At 66.9% G+C, this 16,217-nt stretch carries 14 protein-coding genes; 12 read left to right on the top strand and 2 right to left on the bottom strand.

Annotated elements, in window-relative coordinates:
- The first annotated feature begins 9 nt into the window (after positions 1-9).
- The 11 genes from IQ782_RS08995 to IQ782_RS09045 all read left to right on the top strand — a co-directional run bounded on the left by IQ782_RS08995 (position 10) and on the right by IQ782_RS09045 (position 13,113).
- The gene (locus IQ782_RS08995; RefSeq protein WP_194134289.1) at positions 10-1,032 is read left to right on the top strand and encodes an ABC transporter substrate-binding protein; all 1,023 of its coding nucleotides are present in this window, start codon (positions 10-12) and stop codon (positions 1,030-1,032) included.
- A gap of 122 nt (positions 1,033-1,154) precedes the next feature.
- Entirely contained in the window at positions 1,155-2,153 is a 999-nt protein-coding gene (locus tag IQ782_RS09000) for an ABC transporter ATP-binding protein (RefSeq protein WP_420832631.1), read from the top strand.
- The gene (locus IQ782_RS09005) at positions 2,150-3,034 is read left to right on the top strand and encodes an ABC transporter permease (protein WP_194134290.1); all 885 of its coding nucleotides are present in this window, start codon (positions 2,150-2,152) and stop codon (positions 3,032-3,034) included. The genes IQ782_RS09000 and IQ782_RS09005 overlap by 4 nt, the downstream gene beginning before the upstream one ends.
- Complete coding sequence (locus IQ782_RS09010) at positions 3,031-3,849, top strand: ABC transporter permease (RefSeq protein ID WP_194134291.1); 819 nt, start codon at positions 3,031-3,033, stop codon at positions 3,847-3,849. Before IQ782_RS09005 ends, IQ782_RS09010 begins: the two co-directional genes overlap by 4 nt.
- Positions 3,846-4,952: a DmpA family aminopeptidase gene (locus IQ782_RS09015; protein ID WP_194134292.1), complete on the top strand. Its 1,107-nt coding sequence runs from the start codon at positions 3,846-3,848 to the stop codon at positions 4,950-4,952. The genes IQ782_RS09010 and IQ782_RS09015 overlap by 4 nt, the downstream gene beginning before the upstream one ends.
- Positions 4,953-5,308: 356 nt before the next feature.
- Complete coding sequence (locus IQ782_RS09020) at positions 5,309-6,136, top strand: hypothetical protein (RefSeq protein WP_194134293.1); 828 nt, start codon at positions 5,309-5,311, stop codon at positions 6,134-6,136.
- Positions 6,137-6,920: 784 nt separating this feature from the next.
- The gene (locus tag IQ782_RS09025) at positions 6,921-8,663 is read left to right on the top strand and encodes an Ldh family oxidoreductase (protein ID WP_240989192.1); all 1,743 of its coding nucleotides are present in this window, start codon (positions 6,921-6,923) and stop codon (positions 8,661-8,663) included.
- Between the two features lie 37 nt (positions 8,664-8,700).
- Positions 8,701-9,690, top strand: a complete 990-nt coding sequence (locus IQ782_RS09030; RefSeq protein WP_194134294.1) for a sialic acid TRAP transporter substrate-binding protein SiaP — start codon at positions 8,701-8,703, stop codon at positions 9,688-9,690.
- Positions 9,691-9,760: 70 nt separating this feature from the next.
- Positions 9,761-10,357: a TRAP transporter small permease gene (locus IQ782_RS09035; RefSeq protein WP_194134295.1), complete on the top strand. Its 597-nt coding sequence runs from the start codon at positions 9,761-9,763 to the stop codon at positions 10,355-10,357.
- Positions 10,358-10,366: 9 nt separating this feature from the next.
- Positions 10,367-11,644: a TRAP transporter large permease gene (locus IQ782_RS09040; RefSeq protein WP_194134296.1), complete on the top strand. Its 1,278-nt coding sequence runs from the start codon at positions 10,367-10,369 to the stop codon at positions 11,642-11,644.
- A 131-nt stretch (positions 11,645-11,775) separates the two neighbouring features.
- Complete coding sequence (locus tag IQ782_RS09045; RefSeq protein WP_194134297.1) at positions 11,776-13,113, top strand: cytochrome P450; 1,338 nt, start codon at positions 11,776-11,778, stop codon at positions 13,111-13,113.
- Between the two features lie 41 nt (positions 13,114-13,154).
- Here IQ782_RS09045 and IQ782_RS09050 read toward each other — a convergent pair whose 3' ends face one another.
- On the bottom strand, positions 13,155-13,766 hold the full coding sequence (locus IQ782_RS09050) for an RraA family protein (RefSeq protein WP_194134298.1): 612 nt from the start codon (positions 13,764-13,766) through the stop codon (positions 13,155-13,157).
- 159 nt (positions 13,767-13,925) lie between these two features.
- On the opposite strand from IQ782_RS09050, the gene IQ782_RS09055 reads away from it, so the two are divergent.
- Complete coding sequence (locus IQ782_RS09055) at positions 13,926-14,861, top strand: LysR family transcriptional regulator (RefSeq protein ID WP_194134299.1); 936 nt, start codon at positions 13,926-13,928, stop codon at positions 14,859-14,861.
- Between the two features lie 78 nt (positions 14,862-14,939).
- Here IQ782_RS09055 and IQ782_RS09060 read toward each other — a convergent pair whose 3' ends face one another.
- Entirely contained in the window at positions 14,940-16,184 is a 1,245-nt protein-coding gene (locus tag IQ782_RS09060; protein ID WP_194134300.1) for a Zn-dependent hydrolase, read from the bottom strand.
- Between the last annotated feature and the right edge of the window lie 33 nt (positions 16,185-16,217).

Here is a 16,217-nt window from a genome sequence, read left to right on the forward strand (position 1 = left end):
ACAGAAAACATGAAAAAGATGCATCTTGCCGCAACCACGGCGCTCGTCTTCGCACCGCTGACCGTGTCAGCCGAGACGCTCTCGCTCTACAACTGGGGCGACTACATCAACCCCGCCGTGCTCGAGGCCTTCACCAAGGAGACCGGCATCGAGATCACGCTCGACAGCTACGGCTCGAACGAGGAGATGCTGGCGAAGATCCAGGCCGGCGCCACGGGCTACGACATCGTCTTTCCCTCGGTGCACATGCACGACATCATGTTCCAGCTTGGCCTGCTGGCGAAGACCGACATCGGCCAGGCGCCGGACTTCCAGAACATCGACCCGCAGTTCGTCCGCGCCAAGACCGACCCCGACGCCGAGTACTGCCTGCCCTACGCCTGGGGCAACGTCGGCATCGTCTACAACAAGGCGCTGGCGGGCGACATCAAGAGCTGGGACGACTTCTTCGCGCTTGGCGCGGCGGGCAACAAGATCACCCTGCTCGACGACCTGCGCGAGACCATCGGCATCGGGCTGATCAAGACCGGCAACTCGGTGAACTCGACCGACCCGGACGAGGTCACGGCGGCGGCGGACTACATCATCGATCACATCGCCGGGGTCACCGCCTTCACCTACGACTCGGTGCCGCAGGTGATCTCGGGCGACGTGGCGGCAGCGCATTGGTACGTGGGGGCAAACCTCTATGTCTCGGAGAACCCCGAGACCATCGGCTACATGATCCCCGAGGAAGGCGCGACCATGTACCAGGAGGACATCTGCGTGCTGGCCTCTGCGCCGAACAAGGACGCGGCGAAGAAGTTTCTCGAGTTCTACCTGCGCCCAGAGATCGCCGCGCTGAACGTCGAGCAGCAGATGAACGGCACGCCGAACCTGCCCGCCCAGAAGCTGATCCCGGTCGAACTGTCGTCGAACGAAACGATCTACCCGCCGGAAGCGGTGATGGAGAAGCTTCAGATCTTCGAGGACCTGGGCCGCGACCTGCAGCTCTACAACTCCGAGTGGACGCGCATCAAGACCGCGCAATGATGCCCTTTGACACGTTTCCGGCGGGGGTCTTCCCCGCCGGTATGCAGGACCACACGCCCATGCCCTCGCCCCTAGAAATCATCGACGCCCGCAAATCCTTCCGGACCCCGGAGGGCGGGACAATGACCGCGCTCGACGGCATCTCGCTGAAGCTTGCCAGCGCCGAGTTCGTCACGCTGCTCGGCCCCTCGGGCTGCGGCAAGACCACGCTGCTGCGCACCATCAGCGGCTTCGAGACGCTGGACGCGGGCGAGGTGCTGATCGACGGCGCCGCCGTCACCCAGATGCCGGCGCACCGCCGCCCGGTGAACACCGTGTTCCAGCGCTACGCGCTCTTTGGCCACATGAGCGTGGCGCGCAACGTCGGCTACGCGCTCGAGATCGCGGGCCGCGACAAGCGCGAGATCCGCGCCCGCGTCGGCGAGATGCTGGAACTGGTCGGTCTCGCGGGGATGGAGCAGCGCGCGATCCAGCAGCTGTCCGGCGGCCAGCAGCAGCGCGTCGCGCTGGCGCGGGCGCTTGCCGCGAAACCCAAGCTGCTGCTGCTCGACGAGCCGCTTTCGGCGCTCGACAAGAACCTGCGCCAGAAGATGCAGCAGGAATTGAAGGCGCTGCAGCGCGAGCTCGGCATCGGCTTCATCTTCGTCACCCACGACCAGGAAGAGGCGCTGACCATGTCCGACCGGATCGCCGTGCTGGCGCATGGGCAGATCCAGCAGATCGGCGCGCCGACCGAGCTTTACCAGACCCCCGCCAACCTCTTCACCGCCGACTTTCTTGGCGAGAGCAACTTGCTGCCCGTGTCGGTGACCGGCGGCAGGGCCTGCCTGACGGACGGCCAGAGCTTCGCCGCCGCCCACGCCACCGGCGCGGCGACGCTGCTGCTGCGCCCCGAGGCGCTGTCGATCACGCCGCCCGAGGGCCATGCGCTCAGTTTCACCGGCACCCTGCGTGAAACCTATTACACCGGCACCGACCACCAGATCACGCTGGAGACCCCCGCCCATGGCACGCTGCACGCGCTGCTGCGCAGCGGCGCTGCCCTGCCCGGCCTCGGCTCCGAGATGACGCTGCACGCCCCCGCCCAGGGGCTGCACCTGATCGACGAGACCCTGCCATGACCCTCGCCCGCCGCAAGCTGCTGCAACTGGTCGGCCTGCTCGGTGCGCCGACGGTCTTCCTGCTGATCTTCTTCTTCGGCCCGCTGCTGATCATGCTGGTCTACAGCCTGCTGACGCCGGGGCTCTACGGCGGGGTCGACTGGATCTTCTCGCATCTCAACTACGGCCGCATCCTTGGCTGGGCCGACACGCGCTACGAGAAATTCGACCCGGTCTATATCGCCATCTTCCTGCGCTCGCTGAAGCTGGCGGCGCTGACCGTGGTGTCGAGCCTGGCTGTCTGCTACCCCGCCGCCTTCTGGATCAGCCGGATGCGCCCCGGACTGCGCGATTTCGCGATCTTCCTCGTGACCCTGCCGTTCTTCGTCAGCCTGATCGTCCGGCTCTTCGCCTGGGTGCTGATCCTGCGGCCCACGGGATTCCTCAACCAGGGGCTCATGGGGCTGGGGCTGACCGGCGCGCCGATCGAGTTCCTCTACACCGATTTCGCGGTGATCCTCGGCATGACCTACGTCTTCATCCCCTTCATGTTCCTGCCGCTTTACGGCTCGATCGAGAAGCTCGACATGGCGCAGATCGAGGCCTCTTCCGACCTCGGCGCCACCCGCTTCCAGACCTTCCGAAAGGTGATCCTGCCCGCCACCCTGCCCGGCATCGTCGGCGGCTCGGTCATCACCTTCATCCCCGCGCTTGGCAACTTCATCGTGCCCTCGGTGCTGGGCGGGGCGAAGGTGCTGATGATCGGCAACCTGATCGAGCAGCAGTTCCTCTCGGCGCGCAACTGGCCCTTCGGCTCGGCGCTGGCGATGCTGGTGATGAGCGCCGTGCTGATCCTGCTGATCGCGCAGTTCCGGCTCGCCAAGAAGGAGGCACAGTCATGATCCTGCGCCGCCTGCTGAGCCTCTACGGGCTGCTCTTCTTCGTCTTCGTCTACGCGCCGATCCTGCTGGTGGTGATCTACTCTTTCAACGCCAACACGCTGAACATGATGATCTGGGACGGCTTCACGCTGGACTGGTACCGCCAGCTCTTCGGCATGGAGACCTCGCTGACGCAAAGCGCCACCTTCGTCGACAGCACCGACCAGCTCTGGGGCGCGGTGCGCACCAGCCTGATCGTCGCGCTCTCGACCTCGGTGTTCTCGACGGTCTGCGGCACCGCGCTGGCTCTGGCCGTGGCGCGCTACCGCTTCCGGCTGGCACGCTTCTACCGCACGCTGATGATGCTGCCGATGATCATGCCCGACATCGTGCTGGGGATCGCGCTGCTGATCTTCTTCATCACCATCGGCATGAACCTGTCGATGCTGACCATCATCATCGGCCAGTCGACCTTCCTGATCTCCTACGTCTTCGTGACCGTCTCCGCCCGTCTCGCCGAGGTCGATACCTCTGTCGAGGAGGCCTCGGCCGACCTTGGCGCCACCCCGGCGCAGACCTTCCGCAAGGTGACCCTTCCGGGCATCGCGCCGGGCATTCTGGGCGGCTGGCTGCTGGCCTTCATCATCTCGATGGACGACCTCGTCATCACCTATTTCATCGCCGGCACCGGCAACACCACGCTGCCCATCCACATCTGGGGCCTGCTCCGCCGCGGCATCAAGCCAGAGATCAACGCCATCGCGACGCTGATGCTGCTCTTCACCCTGGTGATCGCCGCCGCCGGCCTCTACTTCAGATCGAGACGACAGAAATGACCTGCAACACCAAGCCCCGCGCCCGCGAGCTGGGCATCCCCCTGCCCGGCACCCCCGGACCGCTGAACGCCATCACCGACGTGCCGGGCATCGAGGTCGGCACCACCGAGCTGCTGTCCTCGCGGGATCCGGCGCTGGCCACCCGCGGCATCCAGGTGCAGACCGGCGTCACGGCGATCCTGCCGCGCGGCCGCGATCCCGAGCCGAAGCCGGTCTGGGCCGGGCAGTTCAGCCTCAACGGCAACGGCGAGATGACCGGCGCGCATTGGGTGCGTGACGGCGGCTGGCTGGCCGGGCCGATCATGATCTCCAACTCCCACGCCATCGGCCCCTGCCACACCGCGGCGGTGCGCTGGATGGTCGAGACCTATGGCGCCACCTGGGAGGACAACCACCTCTGGGCGATGCCGGTGGTGGCCGAGACCTACGACGGCGTGCTCAACGACATCAACGGGCTGCATGTGACCGAGGCGCTGGCGCGTCAGGCGCTGGATGCAGCGAAACCAGGCCCGGTGACCGAGGGCAATTCGGGCGGCGGCGCGGGGATGATCTGCTACGAATACAAGGGCGGGACCGGCACCGCCTCGCGGCGGATCGAGGTGGACGGCCAGGTCTTCACGCTCGGCGCGCTGGTGCAGGCCAACCACGGGCTGCGGCCCTGGCTGACCGTCGCCGGGCGCCACGTCGGCGCGCAGATGACCGAGCACCGGATCATGGACATGGTGACCGAGCGCGGCTCGATCATCGTGATCCTTGCAACCGACCTACCCTTGTCGCCGAGCCAGCTCGAACGCCTGTCGCGCCGCGCCGCCATCGGCATCGGCCGCGCCGGCACGCCCGGCGGAAACAACTCGGGCGACATCTTCCTCGCCTTCTCCACCGCCAACGAGATGCCGCTGCCACAGCTCTCCGGTCCGTGGCGGCAGATGACCTGCCTGAACGACGAGCTGCTTGATCCGGTCTACATGGCCGCCGTCGAGGCGGTGGACGAGGCCGTGCTCAACGCGCTCTGCGCCGCCGAGGACGTGCCGCTGGCGCGCCCGGCGAACGGCATCTGCCGGGCGCTGGACACGGGCCGGCTCATGGCGCTGCTGGACGCCTGATCGCGCCACCGCGCAGAACGGTGATTTGCACGCCCGCGGCCCCCCTCGCCGCCGGCTTGCCGTTGCCCGCTGCGCAGATCGACACTGCCACCGTGCAGGCCCGGCCGAGGCACGTCGGCGGTCCGGAAGTGTTGCCCATCAAGAACTTCACCTGCATCGCGCTCCGAGCGTTCGCCCCGGAACACTGTCAGCGCCACGCTCAGAGAAACGATTTGTTCACCAATTTCTGGAAAGACGATCCTTACCCGATTGCTGGAGCCGTGCCAGCCACCCGAAATGGTCCTGGATCGATAGGCTTCACCAGATGGAAATGATGCGGCGCTCCTGTGCCCGCGAGTTTTACCAGTGAGGTCGAAATGAGACGTCTTTACACCGCAATGACGACGATCCTGTCCTGTGCAGCCTTCGCGACGACGGCATCCGCGGTGACAGCGGTTTCGATTTCATCCTATGACGCCCTGACCTATCCCGGCGTCGACTACGCTCCGGGGTATCTGTTCGAAGGGTTCGAGAACGTCGCCGGTGGACCCGTCATCGACGCAAGCGACTCCTTTGCCGTGGGCAGCTTCCAAACCATTGGCGGGGTCGGTTCGGGCAGCGCCGTCGGCGCGTTGCCCTGTCCGAATGGCACCACGCTTTGCATCGGGTCCGGATCGCCGGTCTTTGGCCGACAGAATATCGCACCTTCCGATGGTGACAGCTGGCTCGACAGCAATGACACATTCGGCATTGTCTGGGACGTTTTCCTGGGGGGCACCGAATTCAATGCGCTGAGTTTCACCATGCAGGATGCCACCGATGTCGGAGCCTATGTCACGGTGATCAGCGGAAGCACCACGCTCGACGCCATTGACGGCAGTGCCGCGGATGGGCAGGTCTCGGCCACTGAAGTCCAATATGCATACAATAACAATCTGTTCGGCGGCGCGCTGCTCAATCCCACCCTGCCGAACGGCAACATCCAGTCAGTGACCGTCACCTTCGGCGAAATGGTGACCAAGGCACAGATCGTGATCGCCAGCTTCAAGGACAGCCAGAACGGCGCCTATCTGGTCAACGACGGCATCGGGATCGATGGGCTCATGGTCGGAACGCTGGCTCCGGTCCCCCTTCCGGGCGGCGGCCTGCTGCTGCTCGGCGGCCTGGGGGCACTCGGTTTTGCGCGCCAGCGTCGGCGCGCCTGAACCGTCACGACCACCTTCAAACGCCCGGTGCTATAAAGGGGAAAGGCTGGCGCGACGTGCGGACATTTGAACCCGCGCCCGCCTGTCACCTGCCAACCTTTTCCATCCGCAGAGCGGCTGCTTCTTCGCCCTTGCAGGACCTTGCACCGCGCGACTGACAAGACAGCAAGATACAGGATCACACGCCGAAGCGCGTTGCGCACGGTCGACGGATCGCGTCCGGGACCGAAAGCTGATCCCACGCCGCGCGGCAAGGCGCGGCGGCATGGCCATGCCTGCCGTCGAGCAGCGCGGCGCCGGCGCTCGCGGCCGATTTTCACGCGGCCAAGCGCCGGGGCGTGCTGGCCGCCAGCCGGATCGCCCCCTCTCCGTTGAGACACGACCGATCAAGAGCGTAGCGCTCTGATGCGCTGCGGCACGGGCAATCTCGCTCGCGCGCGGACCGGCGGCGGAGACGGTCTTGTCCCGCGGCACCTAACTTTTCTTTGCCGAAGCGCTCCCGACACCGTCCCTTGCCGCGCCTGTCGTGTTGGGGCCTCGCCGATCCTTGGCGTCCTGAACCGCTTCCGAGGCGACCTGCCCCGCATCCTCAGCGCCTACACACCCGGTTTTCCGGGCCTTATCCGCCGGGCTCCGCGCCGAAAGGAAGCCGGTGGCACCAGGTCCCCACATCTTCCAGTCCATCGCGCGAAGGCGGCGCACCTCGGTCCCCGCGACGGTAAGATCACAGTTGACCGGCCTTTGGTATACCATATACCGTGGCGTCATCTGGAGGAGAAACACCTTGGACTCACCGACCCTGCGTGAGAGCGCGCCAAAGCTGTCCGACCGCGCCCGCGATGCAATCCGTGAACAGATCATCACCGGCGATCTGCCGATGGGCTCTGCGCTGCGCGAGTCCGAACTGGCGGCCAGCCTTGGCATGTCCAAGATCCCGGTGCGCGAAGCGCTGGTGCAGCTCGAGTGCGAGGGCATGATCACCACCCGGCCGAACCGCAGCCCCCGGGTCTTCGAGATGTCCCAGGACGATATTCGCAGCCTCGGCGAATTGCGCGAGATGCTCGAAACCGAGGCGCTGCGCCTTGCCGTGGCCCGCAACGCCCTGCCGCTTGCCAAACGCCTGCGCGAGATCACCACGCAGATGGAAGCGGCGCTCAAAGCGCCGAATGGCGACAGCTACAAGCTGCTGGACAATGCCTTTCACCACGCGATCTTCGCGGAATGCGGCAACGTCTACCTGGAAAAGACGCATCACATGCTGTCCTTCCGCATCCAGGCGCTGCGCAATCGGCTGAGCCGCGAACATGCTCTGAACGCCCGGTCACTGGCCGAGCACCAGCAGCTTACCGAGCTGATCGCCGTCGGCGAGATCGGGGCCGCCGAAGCCGTGATGCGCAGTCACATCCAGGACACCACGCAGAACTACCTGGCCCAGGATCGCGCGGCGAGCACCGCGCCGCGCCCGCCCGCGCGGGTCATGCAGGCCGAGATGGAGCGTTTCGCAGACAGGGCGATGGCGGCCGCGGGCTGCGATGCCGCGACCCGTGCCGCGGTGATCCGGGCGCTGAGCCATGCCTCGTCGTTGGGGGTGGACACGCACGGCTACCGGCTGCTGCCGCATTACCTCGAGGGTTTCGTGAAAGGCCGGCTCAACCCGGCCCCTGAGCTGCGTTTCGTGACCGAGAGCGCCGGTGCCGCGCTGCTCGACGGCGGGGATGCCCATGGGGCCCGCGCCACCTATGCCGCGGTGGACAAGGCCATCTCGCTTGCCCGCGCCAATGGCTCGGCGGCGGTGGCCATCCGCGCCAGCTCGCATTTCGGCGCGGCCGGGGCCTATGCCCGTGCGATCGCCGAGGCGGGTCTGCTCGGCTTCTGCTTCTGCAATTCCGACAGTTTCGTGCGTCTGCATGGCGGTGCCGCGAAGTTCCACGGAACCAACCCGATCGCGATGGCCGGTCCCGCTGGTCCGGGACAGGACCCCTGGCTCTTCGACATGGCGACCAGCGCCATTCCCTTCAACAAGGTGCAGTTGAGCCGGGCGCTCGGCATCGAGCTGCCCGCCGACACCGCCTCGAACGGGCTGGGCGAGAATGTCACCGATCCCGAGCTGGCCGAGATGCTCGCGCCGCTTGGCGGCGAGTTCGGTTACAAGGGTGCGGGGCTGGCGGGGATCTCCGAGATCCTCAGCACCGCATTGTCGGGCGCGCCGCTCAGTTTCGAGCTGCCCGGCATGATTTCCGACGACATGGCCACGCCGCGCGGGCTGGGTGCCTTCGTCATGGCCTTCGATCCGGCGGGGTTTGCCGGGCTCGAGGTCTTTACCGGAACGATCCGCCGCTACCGCGACGCCATCCGCAGCTCGACCACCGCGCAGGGCGCAGAGGTCATGGCCGCCGGTGACCGGGAATGGGCGGAAGGCAAGCGCCGCTTGGTGCAGGGCATGACGCTCGACCAGACGGCCGTCGAGGCGCTGGAGCGCTTCGCCGAAGAGAACGGCATCCCGCCATTGGAGGTGGTGGGCGGCTGAAAAGGTCCAACTTTGGGAATTTAGGGAGGAGAACCAAATGACCCGGATCACCAAGACACTGGCATTCCTGACCACCGCTGCGGTGGCGCTCGGGGGCGCGCTGCCCGCGGCGGCGCAGGCCGAGCGGGTGCTGAAGTTCGCGCATGTGTACGAGACCGCCGAGCCCTATCACACCTGCGCGGTGGCGGCGAATGACGCGCTGATGACGGCGACCGACAACCGCCTTGGCATCGAGGTCTTCCCGGCCTCGACCCTGGGCAAGGAGTCGGACATCAACGAGGGCCTGAGCCTCGGCACCGTCGACATCATCTACACCGGACAGCTTTTTGCCGGGCGCTACTACGGCCCGCTGGCCATCGGCGGCGCACCCTTCATGTTCCGCGACTACGCGCATTGGGATGCCTACCGCACCTCGGATCTCTTCGACGAGCTGACGCAGGGCTACGCCGATGCCACCGGCAACCACGTGACCTCGCTCACCTACTACGGGCAGCGCCACGTGACCTCGAACAAGCCGATCCTCACCCCCGCCGACATGGACGGGCTGAAGATCCGCGTGCCGAACGCGCCGCTCTACATGATGTTCCCGAAAGCCACCGGCGCCAACCCGACGCCGATCGCCTTCGCCGAGGTCTACCTCGCGCTGCAGCAGGGCACGGTGGACGCGCAGGAAAACCCGCTGCCGACCATCCAGGCCAAGAAGTTCTACGAGGTGCAGTCCAACATCAACCTCACCGGCCACATCACCGACGCGCTGCTGACCATCGTCGGCGGGCCGACCTGGACCAGCCTCTCGGAAGAGGACCAGGCGGCGCTCGAGCAGGTTCTGGACGACACGGCCACCTGCGCCACCGAGCAGGTGATCGAGGCCGAGAACAACCTCAAGCAGTGGTTCGTCGACGAGGGCGTGACCGTCAACGAGGTTGATCGCGGCCCGTTCATCGAGGCGGTGAAGGCGATGCACAACGGCGACATGGCGACCTGGGACCAGGCAACCTACGACCGGCTTCAGGCCATCGGCCAATAAGCCCGACCTGTCGCGCGCCGGGGACGGAAGTTGCGTCCCCGGCCACCCGACGCTCACGTGAGGCGCCCCCATGTATGACGATACCGAGCCGCGTAAGACCGGCACCGAGTCCCGCCCCGAGGACTACACGCTCGACATCTCCGACGAGGACACGCAGGAGATCGATCTTTCCGACATCCGCCCGCAGGACTACCTGGTACTGGCCCTGTTCTGGGTGCTGGCCTTCGTGGTCTTCCTGCAATTCTTCACCCGCTACGTGCTCAACGACTCCTTCGGCTGGACCGAGGAGATCGCGCGCTACCTGCTGATCGGTGTCACCTTCGCCGGATCGGTCATGGCGGCGCGCAAGCACAGCCACATCGCGGTGGAATTCCTCTACCGCTGGGCACCGCGCCCGCTGCGCCGGATCATGCAAACCGTGATCGACCTCATCACAACCGGCTTCTTTGCCACGCTCGCCTGGCTCTCGGGACAGCTTGCCACGCGCACCGGCGGCATGATGGTCTCGATCGACGTGCCGAAATCCTATGTCTACTGGTTCGTCGCCGTCTGCTTTGCCGGCATGGCGATCCATGCCGCGATCAACGCGATCAAGCATCTGACCAGCGGCACCAGCCGGCTCATCGATCCCGAAGCCTTCGCGGATGAAACCCGCGCCATCGACTAGGATCCGGACATGACACTCACGCTTCTCTTCGTGCTGCTTTTCGTGCTCATCCTCGTGGGCGTGCCGGTGGCGATCGCGCTGGCCGGAGCCTCGCTGGCCTTCATCCTGTCGGGCACCGTGCCGCCGATGGTGGTGGCGCACCGCATGGTGAACGGCGTCGACAGCTTCCCGCTGCTCGCCGTGCCGTTCTTCATTCTCGCGGGCAACCTGATGAACACTGCCGGGATCACCGAGCGGATCTTCAACTTCGCCCTCGCCCTCGTCGGCTGGATGCGCGGCGGGCTCGGTCATGTGAACGTCGGCGCCTCGGTGATCTTCGCGGGCATGTCCGGCGCGGCCGTGGCCGACGCGGGCGGGCTCGGCGCCATCGAGATCAAGGCGATGCGCGACGCGGGCTACAAGACCGACTTCGCCGTCGGCATCACCGCGGCATCGTCGACCATCGGCCCGATCATCCCGCCTTCGCTGCCGATGGTGATCTACGGAGTGGTCGCCAGCGCCTCGATCGGCCAGCTCTTCGCCGCGGGGTTCATCCCCGGGCTCGTCATGGCCGTGGCGCTGATGCTCATGGTGGCCTATTTCGCCCGCCGCGACGGCTTCAAGCGCGACCAGCCCTTCGTGCTGCGGGTGCTTGGCCACAGCTTCAAACGCGCCTTCCTGTCGCTGCTGACCCCGGTGATCATCGTCGGCGGCATCCTCACCGGTGCCTTCACCCCGACCGAAGCCGCGGTCGCCGCCTGCGCCTATGCGATCTTCCTCGGGGCGGTGGTCTACCGCACGCTGACCCTGCGCCGCCTGATCCGCGTCAGCTACGACACCATCGAGACCACCGCCGTGGTGCTGCTGGTGGTGGGCGCGGCCTCGATCTTCGCCTGGATCCTGACCTCGAACCGGGTGCCCGAGATGGCGGCGGCGCTGCTGCTCGGCGCGTCCGACAACCCGGTGGTGATCCTGCTGCTGATCAACCTGATCCTGCTCATCGTCGGCTGCTTCATGGAGACGGTGGCGGCGATCACAATCCTGGTGCCGGTGCTGCTGCCGGTGGCGGTGCAGATCGGCGTGGACCCGGTGCATTTCGGGGTGATCGTGGTGCTGAACCTGATGCTGGGGCTGCTGACGCCGCCGGTGGGCATGGTGCTCTATGTGCTCAGCCGGGTCGCCAACATCCCCTTCGAGCGCGCGCTTTCGGGCACCGCGCCCTTCCTGATCCCGCTGGTGCTGGTGCTGCTGCTGGTGACCTTCGTGCCGGGCATCACCATGTGGCTGCCGACGCTGATCTATCGCTGATCGGCCGAAGACCTCCGCGGCGCGCCGGCACGACCCGGCGCGCCGCATGCGGATACGGGCCGCGAGCCCGTGGATGACTTGATAGCGGCGGCAAAGACGATAGATTCCAATCGTCCCGCGAAGGAAAGATCATGACGCTGCCGCCCCGCATCGAGCCCGCGACCGAACCGCTCGGCATGCTCGCCAGCCTCCGGGCGGCGCGCAGCAACGTGCTGCGGATCATCCCCGCCATCGCCTACACCCAGCCCATCGTCACCGGCACCACCGGCCACGCCCGCTGGCACATGGTGCAGGGTCCCGAGGGCATGAGGAGGCTGTTTCTCGACAATGTCGAAAACTACCCGAAATCCGAGGTCATGCTGCGGATGCTGCGTCCGGCGGTCGGCGACAGCCTGTTCACCTCGGAAGGCGCGCAATGGCGCTGGCAGCGCCGTGCCATCGCGCCGGTCTTCGCCGCGCGCAACGTCGAGGCGCTGGCACCGGTGATGACCGCGACGGCGGAACGCGCCTGCGACCGGCTGGCCGGCACGACGCAGGCCGAGATGGTCACGGAAATGCTCTCAGCGACCTTCGACGTGATCTGCGACGTGGCGCTCTCCGGGCGCGCGCATTTCGACGCGGAGACCTATGGGGAGGCCATCACGCGCTACTTCCTGACCGTTGGACGCGCCTCCTTGCTGGATTTCCTGGAGGTCCCGCCCTGGGTCCCGCGTCCGGCCGAGCTTTTCGGGCGCGGCGCGGTGAAGACCATGCATGCGATGGTCGCCCGCGCCATCGAGGCGCGGCGCCGCGAGGCAAGGGGCGGTGCGGAGGATCTGCTCGACCACATGCTGGCGGCGCGGGATCCGGACAGCGGCCGCACCATGTCGCCGCAGGACCTGCTGCACAACATGCAGTTTTTCATCGTTGCGGGGCATGAGACCACGGCGCTGTCGCTGGCCTGGGCGCTCTACCTGCTGGCCCATGACGCGCCGGCCCAGGACCGCGCGCGGCAAGAGGCGCGCGACGTGCTGCAAGGCGGCCCCTGCGGCCACGCCGAGCTGGCGCGCATGCCCGGCATCACCGCCGTATTGGACGAGACCATGCGGCTCTACCCGCCGGTCGGGATGCTGGCGCGCACCGTGCGCGCGCCCGACATGCTCTATGACCGCGAGATCCGCCCGCGCGAGACGATCTTCGTGAACACCTGGGCGCTGCACCGACACCACGACTACTGGCAGCAGCCCGACCATTTCATCCCCGCGCGCTTCGATCCCGGCCAGACCAGGGATCGCTACCTGCACCTGCCCTTCGGGGCCGGGCCACGGATCTGCGTGGGGGCGAATTTTGCCATGATGCAGGCGGGGATCATCCTTGCGACGCTGCTGGCGCGCTATCGCTTCGCCCCGAAGGGTCCGAGACCCGAGCCCATCATGCACATGACCGTGCGCCCCGACCCCGGCGTGACGCTCGAGGTCAGCCCGCTCTGAGAGGCAGCCCCCCGGCCAGCCACGGACGCTCTACTACAATCTCAAACCGACGTCCCGGCAAGGCACGCCGTGACCGACGCCAGGGTCTCTCCGGCCTCGAGCCGGCGGATGATCTCGGCCTCTTCTTGCTTCAGGCGTCGCGCCGTGGCGGCGTGACGTGCGGCCTCGGCGGGATCAAGCACCAGGACGCCGTTCTCGTCCGCCAGGACAATATCCCCGCGTGAGACCGTGGCCCCGCCGCAGCTGATCAGCCCGCCGACCTCTCCGGCAAGATTGCGGAGGCGCGTACTCAGGGGCGACCTGCCGCGGCACCACACCGGCAGGCCGATCGCCTCGAGCGCGGCACGGTCGGAGACGAACCCGTCGATCACCACCCCGGCCACGCCGCGGGCCCGCGCCGCGTGGCCCGCCACCGCGCCGAAGCAGGCGTGACGCAGGTCGCCGCAGCGGTCGATCACGATGACCTCGCCGGGCGCGGCCGACGACAGCGCTTCGACCAGGGCCGAGCCGTCCGGTCCGGGCAGGCGCACCGTCAGCGCAGGGCCAAAGATGCGGCGATCGGGCAGCAGCGCCTGGATCGAGGGGGCCATGAAGCCCACACGCAGGAATCGGCCAAGCGTGGCGGTTTCAATCCCGGAAAGATCGGGCAGCATGGGCGGCTCCTGTCAGCGATTGCCGCCAGACTATCTGCTCGCCCGAAGCGGGCGAAGCGGACATTGCCGCCGCCGCCAATCGGAACGATAAGCCCTGCCTATGGTCGGGTTGCGGCCGCCCTGTGCTACACGCCTGTCATCCTCATGAGACAAAACGCCATGCCTTCCAAACCGGCCATCGCCGACCTCAACTGGAACCTGCTGCGCAGCTTCTGCGTGATCGCCGAGGAACAGGGCATCACCCGCGCCGCCAAGCGCCTGAACATGAGCCAGCCCTCGGTGAGCCTTGCGTTGCAGCGGCTGGAGGAGCAGCTCGGCTGCCAGCTCGTGTTCCGCGGCAGCCGACACTTCGCGCTGACGTTGCGGGGCGAGAAGATCTACCAGGAATGCGCCGAAATCTTCCGCGGGGTCGACCGTATCGCGGTATTGTCGGAAGATCGCAACGACGAGGAATTCGGTGAGCTGACCCTGTCGATCATCTCGCGGCTCCAGTCGCCGCTGATCGACGAGGCGCTCAGGCTCTACCACCAGCGCTACCCGTCGATCACCTGGCGCATCGAGGTGCAGAACTCTGCCGAAACCGTTCGGAGGATAACCCAGGAAAAGACCGGGATCGGCATCTGCCTGCTGACCAAACCGATCATCGGACTGACCTGCCGGTACCTTTTCCGCGAGGAATTCAGCGTGTTCTGCGGTGCCGAGCATCGGCTTTTCGGCAAGACCGAGATCGACGTGCGCGACCTTCAGCAGGAATCCGTCGTGGCTTTCACCTGCGCGACCGAAGGCATGGGGCTCGAGCCGATGACCATGCTGCGCGAGGGGCTGGGGCTCGGCAACCGCATCAGCGGCTCGAGCCATGATCTCGAAGAGGTGCGCCGAATGATCGTCTGCGGACTCGGCATCGGCATCCTGCCCGCCGTGGCAGTGGTCGAGGAGGTCGAGAAGGGCCAGCTCTGGCCTTTGAAACTGGTCGACCAACCGCTCGGCGCGGATGTGTTCCTTGTCCACAGCCAGCAAAGCCAGCTGACGCCGCCCGAACAGCTCTTCGTCGACCTGATCGAGGAGCTGCTGAACCTCTACCCCGAGATGTCCTGACCGATCCGGGTTGCGATCGGCCCCGGCCTGCCGGCCGGGCTCCGATCGCCCTGGGAGCCCCGGCGGCCATGGGCCGCCTTAGCGGTCGGCGCGCGTGACCACCGCGTGCAGCAGCATGTTGAGCCCGGCCTCGAAATCTTCCGGCTCGCAGCTTTCGTTGTTGTTGTGGGTGATGCCGCCCTTGCAGGGGGTGAAGATCATCGCCGTCGGGCAGTGCAGCGCCATGTGGTAGGCGTCATGCCCGGCCTGGGACTGGATGTCGCGCCAGTTCCAGCCCTGCCGCACCGCCTCGTCGCGGATGCCGGTGATCAGCTCGGCGTCGAAGATGTCGCCGCCCCAGCTCCATTCGTCCTCGAAAACCGCCTGGCAGCCCGCCATGGCGGCGGCGGCATGGGCGGCGCGGCGCATCTTCTCGGCCATCACCCGCGCGGTGATCGGGTCGGGGTGGCGCACATCGGCGATGCATTGCGCGGTGTCCGACAGGATCCCCGGCTTGTTCGGCCAGGCGGCGAGGCGCGAGCCGGTGGCCTTGCCGTCGCCCACGGCGAACTCCCAGCCGATGTCGTCGACGGCGGTCAGGAAGCGCGCCCCGGCGATCAGCGCGTTGTGGCGCAGGTCCATCGGGGTCGGGCCGGTGTGGGCGGTCTCGCCGTCGAAGCGGACCCGCACGCCGTGCGAGGGATAGCCGCCGGTGACCACGCCCACCTGCCGCTTCTCGGCGTCGAGGATCGGCCCCTGCTCGATGTGCAGCTCGAAATAGGCGTCGATCTCGCCCGCCTTGCAGGGCATCGCGCCCTTGTAGCCGATGCGCTCGAGCTCGTCGCCGAAGCGCGGCCCGTCATCGGCTTCCAGCGCGTAGACCCAGTCGCGCTCGTACTTGCCGACGAAGCAACCCGAGGCGACCATCGGCGGCGAGAAGCGCGCGCCCTCCTCGTTGGTCCAGTCGACCACCACGATGGGGCGGCGGGTGACATGACCCAGATCGTTGAGGCAGCGCACCAGCTCGAGGCCCGCCAGAACCCCGGCGATGCCGTCGAAGCGGCCGCCGTTGATCTGCGTGTCGAGGTGGCTGCCAATGTAGATCGGCGGAAGATCCGGGTCGGTGCCCTCGCGGCGGGCGAAGATCGAGCCCAGCTCGTCGATCTCGACTGCAAGGCCGGCGTCTTCGCACCAGCTCACGAAGAGGTCGCGCATCTCGCGGTCGTTGTCGGTCAGGGTCAGCCGCGACAGGCCGCCGGGTCGGCCGGTGCCAATCTCGGCCGAGGCCTCGATGGTCGACCAGAAACGGTCCAGCGAGACGCGGGAGTCGGGGGAAAAGCTCATAGAATGCCTCGTGACGTGAGAGGGAGCGGGGCG

It is taken from the genome of Salipiger mangrovisoli, from assembly GCF_015223355.1.
Lineage (GTDB): Bacteria > Pseudomonadota > Alphaproteobacteria > Rhodobacterales > Rhodobacteraceae > Salipiger > Salipiger mangrovisoli.